Below are 11,499 nucleotides of genomic sequence, written 5' to 3'. Positions count from 1 at the left end.
CCCTCATGCAGAATCGCCCGCCCTCAATCTGCAGAGAGACATCGGATGTTCGCGCCTGCCAATCAACCGCGTTTCACGTTGACCGTCGAAGGCGCCCAATTTGACCTCAAAGTCCTTGAGTTCACGGGCAAGGAAGCCATCAGCCAACCCTTTCGCTTTGACCTGGAACTGGTCAGTGAACGGCCGGATCTGGATCTGGAAAGCCTGCTGCACTGTCAGGCGTTTCTGAGTTTTGATGAAGGCGGTTCCGGTATCCACGGTCAGATCTATCGGGTCGGGCAGGGGGATTCCGGCAAGCGTCTGACCCGCTACCACGTCAGCCTCGTTCCACGTCTGGCCTATCTGGGGCACCGGATCAATCAGCGGATTTTCCAGCACCAAAGCGTGCCGCAGATCGTGACGCAGATCCTCAAGGATCACGCGATCCTGCGCGATGCCTTCGAATTTCGCCTCGGCAGCGATTATCCGCCCCGTGAATATTGCGTGCAGTACGCCGAGAGTGATCTCGCCTTCATTCAGCGCCTGTGTGCCGAAGTGGGCATTCATTTCCATTTTCAGCACAGCCCGGACGGGCATCTGGTGGTGTTCGGCGACGATCAAACGGTGTTTCCGCGTCTGTCCGAGCCGACCCTGTACCTGCCGGGCAGCGGCATGGCTGCGGCGGCACCGGCGATCAAACGCTTCACCGTGCGCGTGGAAACCCGCACCAGCGTGGTCACCCGGCGCGATTACGACTTCACCAAGCCCCGGCTGGCGCTGCAAAGTCGCGCCGAGAGCGAACAGCGCCCGGTGCTCGAGGATTACCACTTTCCTGGCCAGTTCACCGAGCGCGAAACCGGCAGGCAGCAGGCCCAGCGCACGCTTGAGCGACATATCGCCGACTACCGTCAGGCCGAGGGTCGCAGCGATCAATCCTCCTTGGCCAGCGGACATTTCCTGCAACTGACCGAGCATCCGCGCCAGGATTTGAATGACCTCTGGCTGCTGACCGCTATCGAACACCATGGACGACAGCCGCAAGTGCTGGAGGAATCGGTCACCAGCGATGGCGACGAATTCCAGGGTTACCGTAATACCTTTCTCGCCACGCCATGGGACGTGTTCTTTCGCCCGCCGATGGGCCCGGAAAAGCCTCGGATGCTCGGCTATCAACCGGCCGTGGTAACCGGCCCGAAAGACAGTGAAATCCATTGCGACGAGTACGGTCGGGTCAAGGTGCAACTGGCCTGGGATCGCGACGGCGAACTGAACGAGCATTCCAGTTGCTGGCTGCGGGTCGCCAGCGGTTGGGCGCATGACCGTTATGGCAGCGTGCTGATTCCGCGGGTCGGCATGGAAGTACTGGTGGGGTTTATTGATTCCGATGCCGACAAACCGTTGGTCATGGGTTGCCTGCCGAACGCCGAAACACCCGTGCCGCTGGACCTGCCGGCCGACAAGACCCGCAGCATTTTCCGCAGTCAGAGCAGTCCGGGTGGTGGCGGTTACAACGAATTGCGCATCGAAGATCGCAAAGGCGCCGAGGAAATCTACCTGCGCGCCCAGCGAAACTGGACCCAGCATGTGCTGAACGATCAGCAGGTGCAGGTGGATAACCAGCGCAGTGTCGTCGTCACCGGTCTCGCCAAGCATGAACATAAAGCCGATGAGCAACGCATCACCCACGGTCAGCGCCAGACCGAAGTGAAGCAGGACGACCACCTCACGGTGGCCGGCGATCGGCACATCCGCGTGAGTAATCAGGCGATCCACGCCAGCGCTCAATTCCACGTCAGCGCCGGCCAGCAAGTGGTGATCGACGGTGGGGCGAGCGCGACGATTCAGGCGGGCGGGCAGTGGATCAACATTGGCCCCGGCGGGATTTTCAGTAGCGTGCCGATTGTGGTGGGTGGTGCGCCGATGGCGGCGATGAGCGCCGCGCCGACCGTGCCGGGGTTGCCGGAAAAACTGGTGGCAGCGCCGGCTGCGATTCTGACTGCCGCGCAAATCATGAGCCTTAAGGGAGACGCGCCGTTCTGTGAAGAATGCGAGCGCTGTAAGGAGGGTGTGTGCCCAACTCCGACTCTGCCCTCGAACAGCTTGACTCACTCCCCAAAGCCTTCGGCCCGGCCAACGCCTTCCAGCGTTGAGCCGGGCTTTCATATTGTTGAACAGGGAATGTCTCGGGCAGCGCTTGAATCAATGTTGTTCCCGCAGCCGGATTCTGCCGTGCTGGATAAATTCCGCAGTCTTAATCCACAACTCACTCAATACGCAAAACCCGGTCAACTTATTGTCCTGAGTGATCCACGTAATACGCAGTGCACGCGCGAAGAAGCCTTATTGATGGAGGCGGCGCAGAAGGTTGATGCGGCGCTGGCGCCAATGAGTGATGCGGAGGCTGAGTTTATGGCGCGGCATCACGGTGAGATTCAGTCGTTTTTATCTCAGGGTTCGACGGCCGTGGGGATCGGCTCGGCGATGTTCAGTAATCATCTGGACAATCTTGGCAAGACGCTGAAAGAGCTGGAGATACTGCATAAGCAAACCTTCGAAAAACACGGAAAACTTCAGGGCGCTGATTTCTTTTCCAGGCGCAAACAGTTGATGGCGCAACTCGATGGCAGTCTTAGCCCGCTAGTGCGTAAAGCGGCTGGTTTACCCGATCATCCAAACTTAAAAAAAACGTTGGGTATTTCCAGCCGGAGTCTCGTTCACCATTGGAGCAAGGCTGGTATTGCGGGTGAGATTCCTGGATACGCAACGCATATTCAAGGCGTAAGTAAGGCCAGCAAGGTGATCAAGTTAGGTGGTTGGGTTGGAGTTGGTCTGGGGGCGACGGCTTCGGGGTTAAAGGTCAGGGAGACTTGCCGGTTAGGTACGGAGGAAGCTTGCAGGAAAGTGAAGTTCACCGAGACGGCGAAATTTGCCGGTGCATTTGGGGGAAGTCTCGGTGGTGGTATCGCGGGCTCTCTTGTATGCGTTGGCATTGGCTTGGGTACGGCAGGAACAGGTGGGGTGCTTTGCTCATTGGTTCTGGTCGGGGCTGGAACTTTTGGAGGGGGAGTGGGCGGCGAGATTTTGGGTGAAAAGGTTGGTGAGGTCATTTATGAAGGAGTCGGCACATGACGAGGGCTGATGAAATCTGGTTCGTTTTGACTTTTGGCGGAATGTTCTTTGGGTTTGCTTTCATATCTGTTGTCGGTCAGTTCTATCTCGTTCTATTCAGAATGGAGGCGATTTTTCGTTTTCTCAGTAATTCGCAAGGCGTGTTAGTTCGTAAGCCTTTGAGTGGTGGGGTTACAGGTGCTTATTTCATGTTGGCGTGCATCGGCTCGTACCTGCTCATGCCATCTCGGGCAATCAAGGGGGGGGCGTTGGATGAGAGTGACTTTCTGAGTTTTCCGAAGGGTTTGTTGCGTTTGATTCGCTATGTGTATTTATCAGCAATTGGAAGCTTCGTAGTGATGGTTGTTTTTTTATTGGTTGCGAACTTTATGGGGTGGCTTGAATGAAATTGAATGGCAGGCAGTTATAGGTTTATGAGAGACGATTCCGTTAGAAATTGGCTTCAAGCCCACCCCGTTGACAGTGCTGAACAACTCTTCGCCATCTTCTGCAATGCGAGCAGTGCCGAGCCGTTCAAAGTTTGGCAACGCTCGAAGTTTGCGTCGGCACCCAGCCCTGTTTGGGCGGAAACGAACTATGCCGAGTGGGATGCGGTGATGCCCTACGTGGGAATCGTCGACGCGGGCAGTGAGTTTCTGGATTGGGTGGCGACCACGGAGTCTCGCGACTGGGGCTGGCTGGCGGTCTCTTCGGCGGGGCTTGAGGCGGTGGTCGAGCACTTTCGCAGTTTGACCCAAGTGCTGATGCCGGACGGCAAAGCGGTGTTCTTCCGGTTTTGGGATGGGCGGTTTTTGTTGCCGATCCTTGAGTCGTCGGAAGTGGAGGCCGGGCAATTGCTGCCGGTTCTTACGCGAGGCTTGATCAACGGTCAGGCTGTCGAGATCGGGGGCAGGGCGCGGGTCTCGGGGCGGGAGTTTCCTTGGTGGTCGGTGCCGGAAAAGCTGCTGGCGCAATTCGGCGATGAAGCCCGGATCAACAACGCCTTGCAGTGGTTGAGCGAGGAGCAGCCGGCGTTGTTCGAGGCTTTCCCCGCCGATGTCTTGCGCTGCAAGGTTGTCAGATTTTTTGCGGTTATGGCGTCGGACGAATCGTCGGCTTCGGCATTGCTGGACTACTTGCGGGACGAGTCAGAGTGAAATTTCCGGGCAAAGGCTTCGGACGTTTCCTGCGAGTTGCGGCGGTTTGCGTGAACTGGTGGGCGCGGTGGTGCGGGGATAGTCTTTTGGCTGTCACTGCGAGAGTGGTGACAGGGTGTAGGAACCCTTGGAAAACTCGCCGTGCATTCGCTCTGCTCTTTGATTGCGGCACTTGAACGTGCCCATGACATTGTTCGCGGCGGCTGTGCGCGGGAACGCTTCGGCGTAGCTGAGTTTGGTGGGTTCCTCAGTTTCCTACTCTCGCGTACAGCTGCCACCCAAACCTGTAGGAAGGTCGTTGGCAGCTTCACTTAACCTGCCGAGGTGCAATAAATGTCGACGTTAAAACCCGATCCACCGTACGAGCCCTTCATCCCCCACCCCAACAACCGCCTCATGGCGCTGACCAGCAACTGCAACGACATGCCCACCCTGTTCATCGACACCCACGCCCCGCTCGATGTGCTGATGGACGCCGCCAACTACCGTATCCGCGCGGTCATCCAGGTTCTCGAAAACATGTGCATGCGCGGCTCGGTCGAATGCGACTCGGTCATCCTCAGCGACTTCGCCCAACTCTGTGTGATTCCGCTGCGTGACGGCTGCGATGTCTTGGATGTGATTGGCAAGCGACTACGCGCCATGCCGTTCTGACTCGATCGTTCCCACGTCGAGGCGTCGAACGGTCCGCGTGGGAATGCTTCCAGGGACGCTCCGCGTTCCAGGCGTCCACCGCAGTTGGGGCTGATACCCCATGCGACGCGGAGCGTCACGGGCTGCATTACCACGCAGAGCATGGGAACGATCATCAGCACAGCGGGACGCCACTCAGCTGCGAGCCCCTGACTTGCCGCCCGGTAAAAGGTAAACTTCACGGCCCTCGCAGGAGCAGCCATGAATTATCGTCACGCCTTCCATGCCGGCAATCACGCCGATGTGTTCAAACACCTGACCTTGACCCGTCTCATCGCCTTGATGTCGCGCAAGGAGCAGCCGTTTGCCTATCTCGACAGCCACGCCGGCATCGGTCTGTATGATTTGCAGGGCGATCAGGCCAACCGTACCGGCGAGTACCTGGAAGGCATCGCGCGGTTGTGGGATCAGCCGGATCTGCCGGCGCTGACCGCCGACTACATGAATGTGCTGCGCGAGATGAACCCGGATGGCCAGTTGCGCTACTACCCGGGTTCGCCGGAGCTGGCGCGACGTCTGACCCGTTCTCAGGATCGGGTGTTGCTCAACGAGAAGCACCCGGAAGACGGCGTGCTGCTCAAGGACAACATGAAGGGCGACCGTCGTGTGGCCGTGCATCTGGGTGAGGGCTGGCATGTGGCGCGGGCGTTGTTGCCGGTGGCCGAGAAACGCGCGGTGATGCTGATCGATCCGCCGTTCGAGAAACTCGACGAGATGCAGCGTTGCGCGGCCTCCTTGAAAGAAGCGATCTCGCGCATGCGCCAGACCGTGGCGGCCATCTGGTATCCGGTGAAGGACCAGCGCGCATTGCGTCGTTTCTATCAGGATCTGGCCGGCACCGGCGCGCCGAAGTTGCTGCGGGTCGAGTTGCTGGTGCATCCGCTGGATACGCCGAACAGCCTGAACGGCTCCGGGCTGGCGATTGCCAATCCGCCGTGGGGGCTGGAGGAAGAATTGCGTGAGCTGCTGCCGTGGCTGTCCAAGAAACTTGGACAAACCCAGGGTGGGTGGCAGATGGATTGGTTGATCGCCGAGAGCTGATCGCTGACCGATTGTTCCCACGCTCTGCGTGGGAATGCAGCCCGGGACGCTCCGCGTCCCAACAGCGGACGCAGAGCGTCCATTGAGGCATTCCCACGCGGAGCGTGGGAACGATCAGGCGTAGCGCGGGAACGATCAGGGCGGGCTTAGTTACCCGCCAGGCTCGGAGGCATGCAAACGCCGGTGCCGCCAATCCCGCAGTAGCCTTCCGGATTTTTCGCCAGATACTGCTGGTGATAGGCCTCGGCGAAGTAAACGGTCGGGGCCTGTTCAATCTCGGTGCTGATTTCACCCAGACCCGCCTTCGACAGCTCGGCCTGATACACGGCCTTGCTCTTCAGCGCTGTTTCCAGTTGCTCCGGCGTGGTGGCATAGATCACCGAGCGGTACTGAGTGCCGATGTCATTGCCCTGGCGCATGCCCTGCGTCGGGTTGTGCAATTCCCAGAACATCGCCAGCAGCTCTTCGTAGCTGACCTTGGCCTTGTCAAACACCACCAGAACGACTTCAGCGTGACCGGTCAGGCCCGAGCAGACTTCTTCGTAGGTCGGGTTCGGCGTGTAGCCGCCGGCGTAGCCGACCACGGTGCTGACCACACCTTCGCGCTGCCAGAAGCGGCGCTCGGCACCCCAGAAGCAACCCAGACCGAAAATCGCGAAGTCGACGTCTTCGAAAAACGGGCCCAGCAGCGGCGTGTCTTCGAACACAAAGTGTTTTTCAGGCAGGGCCATCGGAGTTTCGCGGCCAGGCAGAGCTTGTTCTTTAGTCGGTAGCACGTTTTTGTTCACCAGAATTTCCGAGCGCAGAACCATGATCGTTCCTCTCAGTCAGGATGGGATGTAAATAAGCAGACCACCAGTGTGCCCAATGATGCCCGTTTTCGCACTATTCAAATGTGGGAGCGAGCTTGCTCGCGAAGGCGGCGATCCATTCAACATTTGCAGTGACTGACCCACCGCTTTCGCGAGCAAGCTCGCTCCCACAGGGTTGGGGGGATTATGGGATTTAGAGGCAGAGCGGGCCGCGCGGGTAGCGCTTGAGCGCCTGGATAAGCTCGCCGCCCGGAATCGGCCGGTCGAACAGGTAGCCCTGGCCGACGTCGCAGCGGTGGCGACGCAGGAACGCCAGTTGCTCGGCGGTCTCGATGCCTTCGGCCACGACCTTGAGCTTCAGGTTGTGGGCCATGGCGATCACGGCGGAGGTGATTTCCATGTCGTCCTGGTTGTCCGGGATTTCATGGATGAAGCTGCGATCGATCTTGATGATGTCGATCGGGAATTTTTTCAGGTAGCTGAGCGACGAGTAGCCGGTGCCGAAGTCATCCATCGCCAGGGTCAGGCCCAGGCGCTTGAGCTGATCGAGCTGCAGGTGAGTGTCTTCGGTGGCCTCCAGCAGCAGGCCTTCGGTCAGTTCCAGCTCCAGCAGATTGGCCGGCAGGGCTTCTTCCTTGAGGATGTTGGCGATCGAGGCCACCAGATCCGGGTCGGAGAACTGCTTGGGCGACAGGTTGATCGCCACTTGCAGTTTGCCCATGCCGGCGGCGGTCAGCGCTTTGCTCATGCGGCAGGCCTGGCGGGCGATCCATTTGCCGATCGGAATGATCAGGCCGGTTTCCTCGGCGACGCTGATGAACTGGTCCGGGCGGATCATGCCGCGTTCCGGGTGATTCCAGCGCAGCAGCGCTTCCATGCCCAGCAACCGACCGCTGCGCAGGCACAGCTTGGGTTGATAGAACACGTCCAGCTCGTTCTGGGTCAGGGCGCGGCGCAGGTTGTTCTCGACGAACAGTTTGTAACTGGCTTCGGCGTTCAGCGCTTCGGTGAACACCTGCACCTGATGTTTGCCGTTGGCCTTGGCCTTGTGCAGGGCGAGGCCGGCGTTGCGCATCAGGGTCTGCGGGTCGCGGCCGTGCAGCGGCGCGCAGGCCAGGCCCACGGAGCCGGTGACGCTGATGAGCTGGTTGTCGACGAACATCGGTTTGTCGAGGGTCATCAGCAGCTGGCTGGCGATCTGTTGGCCGGTCTCCAGGTCAGTGTCGTCGAGCAACACCGCGAATTCATTACTGGCGAACCGCGCCAGGCTGCCGCTGGAACTCAGGCTGTTGCGCAGGCGCCGGGCCAGGCTGATCAACAGTTTGTCGCCGGTCTGGTGACCGAGGCTATCGTTGATCCGCTTGAAGTTGTCGATGTCCACCAGCAGCAGGCTGATCGGGGTATCGCTGTCCCGGGCGAAGCGTTCATCCAGGTTGCGGATAAATGCAGGCCGGTTACCGAGGTTGGTCAGGTTGTCGGTATACGCCAGACGTTCGATACGCTGCTGCGCCAGTTTGGACTGGGTGATGTCTTCGTAGATGCCGATGTAATGCGTCAGCTCACGGTTGTCGCCGTACACCTTGGAGATCGATAACTGGCCCCAGTAGGGTTCGAGGTTTTTCCGGCGGCTCTTGAATTCGCCCTGCCAGCTGTTGCTCTTGGCCAGCGCCGAGGGCGCGTCGAACAACAGTTCGCTGAGGTTTTCCAGGGCCGGCAGCTCCGCCAGGCGCTGGCCGTGGACTTCCTCGGTGGTGTACTGGGTGATCGCGGTGAAGCTCGGGTTGACGTACTCGACCACGCCGTCGCAATTGACCAGCAAAAAGGCGTTGGCGCTTTGCTCGACCGCGCGCTGGAACAAGTGCAGGGCGCTGGTGGCGGTGCGGCGGTTGTGATTGTTGATGACCTGGGCGAACTGGTCGGCCAGTTCACCGGCAAAGGCGATTTCGTCGGACTGCCAGGCGCGGGTGACGCCGGTCTGCTCCAGGCACAGCACGCCGACCACCTGGCCGTCGACGCGGATGCTGGCGTCGAGCATGGCGTTGACGTCACGGGGGCGCAGGGCCTCGGCCATCTCCCGGGTGCGCGGGTCGCGCATCGCGTTGTTCGCGTCGATGGCGCGACTGCTGTGCAGCGCTTCCATGTAATCGGGGAAGCCGCTGACGTCGATGGCCTCCGGCAGAATGTATTCCTGAGTGGCGCGGTGGTAGGCCGAGATCGGCACCAGTTTCTGGCCTTCCAGATTCCAGAGGCTGGCGCAGTCGATTTCATAGATGTCGCAGGCGCAGCGCGTGATCAGTTCGGCGGCTTCTTGCAGGGAATTCTGGCTGCTGTAGCGCTGGCGGGCCAGCAACAGGATCAGATCCTGCTGGGCGCGCACCCGCTCCAGATGCTGCAGTTGCTCCTGCTGGGCACGCTGGTTGAGCTCAAGGGCGATTTGCAGGCGCGAGTTCTGGGTTTCCAGGTCGACGGACGGCAGCGCTGGTGCTTCGTCGAACACGTTGTCGACCGCCAGCAGGTAACCGCGCAGCAAGTGACGGTTGTGCTGTTTGTAGGCTTCACCGAGTTCAAGAATGCTCAGGGCGCCGGCGGCGGTGTGCAGGGTGTAGCGCACCAGATAGTGCGGACTTTGGCTGAGTTGCTGCTGGATCGTGTCATGCAGCTGATAGCGCGCTTCGGGCTCCATCAGGCTGGCGTAGGGCGAGCCGACCAGGGCGCAGAGTTCGACGGCGGGCTGGCCGAACTGACGTTCGCAGTTGGGATCGAGAAACAGCATCGCCCAGCTGGCTTCATTCAAGCGCTCGAAACGCAGCATGCCGAGCCGCGAGGGCACAGGCAACTGCGTCACTACCTCGGCCACCATACGGCTGGCGGCATCGGGTTGGCTCTTCATGAAGGGAACTCGCTTGGAAATTTGCTGAACGCGCCGGGCTCTCGCCCTCTTTACTGTTGCCTGCGGCAAGGTTGCATCATTGCGGCACTGACTGACAAGAGACATGAAGGCCAAGTGCTATAAGAATATGTCGGCTGCAGTGAACATTTCTCCAGCGCTTGCCGGAAACTAATGCTTTCAAGCGTGGTGATGCCCGTTCCAGAGCCTTCTGGCATCCGGAACGGTCGTTGCCGCTGGATTCACCGCAACAGAATATCGATCGATTGCAGAGGCCTGCCATCGCGGTCGTGGTAGTTGACCTGGATCCGCCCGGCCTCGACCACCATGTGCGCGAAGTTGTCCTGGCTGATGACCTGACTGGTCAGCGCGTGCCGGTATTCGCCTGACTCGGTCTGTGCCAGTGGCGAGTCGAGCCTGAAGGTCGCGGCGGTGGCGTAGGGCAGCAGTTTGCTGTTGCTCAGCGGCGAGGAAACGACGGTGTGTACTTCAAAGTCCGGGTCTTCGCTGTGGCTCAGGCGACTGGTCAGCGAACCATGCACATCGCCGGAAATGAACACAACGTTTTTGAGCCGATGCTTGCGGATGGTCTCCAGCAGGCGCAGGCGCTGTTCGGGGAAGCCCGCCCAGGCATCGTTGCCGTTCAGTTTGCGGTCGGGGTAGAACATGACGCTGGTGACCACGAACTTGACCCGCGCCGGGCTGTCGACCAGCCACTTGCACAAGGCCTGTTCCTGTTCTTCATCGAGGATGCGGCGGTTGTCGTTCGACAAGTTGCGGCGAGTTCGGCTGTCCGTTACAAACCATTCGATATCGCCGTCACTGAATTGATACCAGTAGTGCGTCAGAGAGGTTCGATCGATAGTGCCGTTAGTTGTTGTTGAACAGATCGGGCTATGGCTGGCTTGATAAATATCGTAAGCCGCCATTGCATTGCGATAGAGAGTTTCATCGGACGTGTTGGCGTTCATTGGCCAGTTATCTTCTATTTCATGATCATCAAGAATCATGTAAGTCGAAGTCTCCGACATCAGTCGTCGAATATTGGGCAGGGAAAACGCCGCACGATACTTTGCAATGATCTCGTCATAGTCGCGGTCAGGAGCGAGCAGGTTCAAATCATCGGCGTAGATCTGATCGCCACACATCATGATTGCGCTGACTGCCGGTCGTGCTCCCTCGATCAATTGGCTGATGGACGCGAAGATCCGGTCGCCCAGATGCGGGAGGACAGGGATGCCAGAGGTCATGCGCAGGTAGCGACAGGAACCAAGGATGTAGGCACGCGGCTGTAACGGCTGATGGCTGCGGGTGCGCAGGCGATACGTTTCCCGTGGCCATTGCAGCGGCAGCTCCGCCACGCTGTGGACGGTGTGGACGGGGCTCATCGGGCTGAACCAGCCGGTCTGGTATTCATATTCGGTGTCGGCTTGCAAATGATCGAGTACCAGCACCTCAGTCATGTCGCGAGTTGAATCAAGCTTTACAAACCGGCCCGTTTGCCATTGTTTGGAATCCAATGGCCGGTAACGAATGCCGGCAAATACGGCCGTGTTATGTTGCAGTCCGCCGCGAATAAAGATTCGCGCCTGATGAGTTGTTGTGTGGCCAACGATCGGGCCGACAGTAGGTTTCAGCATGTTCGAATCCATTCGAATAGAAGTTGGTGATGAACAAAGTTGCCCCGTTTTATTGGTGCAACTTTAATACGCCAAGGTTAGTTGCCTGTTGCTGAAAAATATCAACAGGAAGTGGACTTGAGGTGTGGCTTATATCAGCACGAGTTGTGGGAAAAAGTTCGGGCGGAAGTTATTTCAGGCAA

The 11,499-nt window shown here is 59.1% G+C and carries 7 protein-coding genes and 1 pseudogene; 5 read left to right on the top strand and 3 right to left on the bottom strand.

Annotated features, from left to right (window positions below):
- Nucleotides 1-45: 45 nt before the first annotated feature.
- From AC1MDC_RS07415 to AC1MDC_RS07395, 5 genes and pseudogenes are all read left to right on the top strand, one after another.
- Nucleotides 46-2,052, top strand: a pseudogene (locus AC1MDC_RS07415) (type VI secretion system Vgr family protein); the annotation flags it as partial.
- 1,052 nt (nt 2,053-3,104) lie between these two features.
- Nucleotides 3,105-3,494, top strand: coding sequence for a hypothetical protein (locus AC1MDC_RS07410; protein WP_266202161.1), 390 nt, complete (start codon nt 3,105-3,107; stop codon nt 3,492-3,494).
- Between the two features lie 27 nt (nt 3,495-3,521).
- Nucleotides 3,522-4,244 (top strand): DUF4123 domain-containing protein, encoded by a 723-nt coding sequence (locus tag AC1MDC_RS07405; protein ID WP_480392771.1) that lies wholly within the window; start codon nt 3,522-3,524, stop codon nt 4,242-4,244.
- Between the two features lie 333 nt (nt 4,245-4,577).
- Entirely contained in the window at nt 4,578-4,898 is a 321-nt protein-coding gene (locus tag AC1MDC_RS07400; protein WP_227234216.1) for a hypothetical protein, read from the top strand.
- A 240-nt stretch (nt 4,899-5,138) separates the two neighbouring features.
- A complete protein-coding gene (locus AC1MDC_RS07395) occupies nt 5,139-5,978 on the top strand; it encodes a 23S rRNA (adenine(2030)-N(6))-methyltransferase RlmJ (protein ID WP_085701073.1) in 840 nt (279 codons plus the stop codon).
- Nucleotides 5,979-6,124: 146 nt separating this feature from the next.
- On the opposite strand, the gene msrA is transcribed toward AC1MDC_RS07395, so the two are convergent.
- The 3 genes from msrA to AC1MDC_RS07380 form a co-directional block, all read right to left on the bottom strand.
- Nucleotides 6,125-6,790, bottom strand: a complete 666-nt coding sequence (gene msrA / locus AC1MDC_RS07390; RefSeq protein WP_085701072.1) for a peptide-methionine (S)-S-oxide reductase MsrA — start codon at nt 6,788-6,790, stop codon at nt 6,125-6,127.
- A 193-nt stretch (nt 6,791-6,983) separates the two neighbouring features.
- Nucleotides 6,984-9,680: a putative bifunctional diguanylate cyclase/phosphodiesterase gene (locus AC1MDC_RS07385; RefSeq protein ID WP_480392770.1), complete on the bottom strand. Its 2,697-nt coding sequence runs from the start codon at nt 9,678-9,680 to the stop codon at nt 6,984-6,986.
- Nucleotides 9,681-9,919: 239 nt separating this feature from the next.
- The gene (locus AC1MDC_RS07380) at nt 9,920-11,317 is read right to left on the bottom strand and encodes an alkaline phosphatase D family protein (RefSeq protein WP_480392769.1); all 1,398 of its coding nucleotides are present in this window, start codon (nt 11,315-11,317) and stop codon (nt 9,920-9,922) included.
- Between the last annotated feature and the right edge of the window lie 182 nt (nt 11,318-11,499).

Source organism: Pseudomonas sp. 1, from assembly GCF_056626735.1.
Note: the sequence above shows the minus strand (reverse complement) of the source record. Positions and strands in the feature narration are given on the sequence as shown.

Bases quoted from the DNA above. Each gene is read 5' to 3' on its own strand.
- AC1MDC_RS07410 (WP_266202161.1), top strand. From the start codon at position 3,105: ATGACGAGGGCTGATGAAATCTGGTTCGTTTTGACTTTTGGCGGAATG.
- AC1MDC_RS07405 (WP_480392771.1), top strand. From the start codon at position 3,522: ATGAGAGACGATTCCGTTAGAAATTGGCTTCAAGCCCACCCCGTTGAC.
- AC1MDC_RS07400 (WP_227234216.1), top strand. From the start codon at position 4,578: ATGTCGACGTTAAAACCCGATCCACCGTACGAGCCCTTCATCCCCCAC.
- AC1MDC_RS07395 (WP_085701073.1), top strand. From the start codon at position 5,139: ATGAATTATCGTCACGCCTTCCATGCCGGCAATCACGCCGATGTGTTC.
- msrA (WP_085701072.1), bottom strand. From the start codon at position 6,790: ATGGTTCTGCGCTCGGAAATTCTGGTGAACAAAAACGTGCTACCGACT.
- AC1MDC_RS07385 (WP_480392770.1), bottom strand. From the start codon at position 9,680: ATGAAGAGCCAACCCGATGCCGCCAGCCGTATGGTGGCCGAGGTAGTG.
- AC1MDC_RS07380 (WP_480392769.1), bottom strand. From the start codon at position 11,317: ATGCTGAAACCTACTGTCGGCCCGATCGTTGGCCACACAACAACTCAT.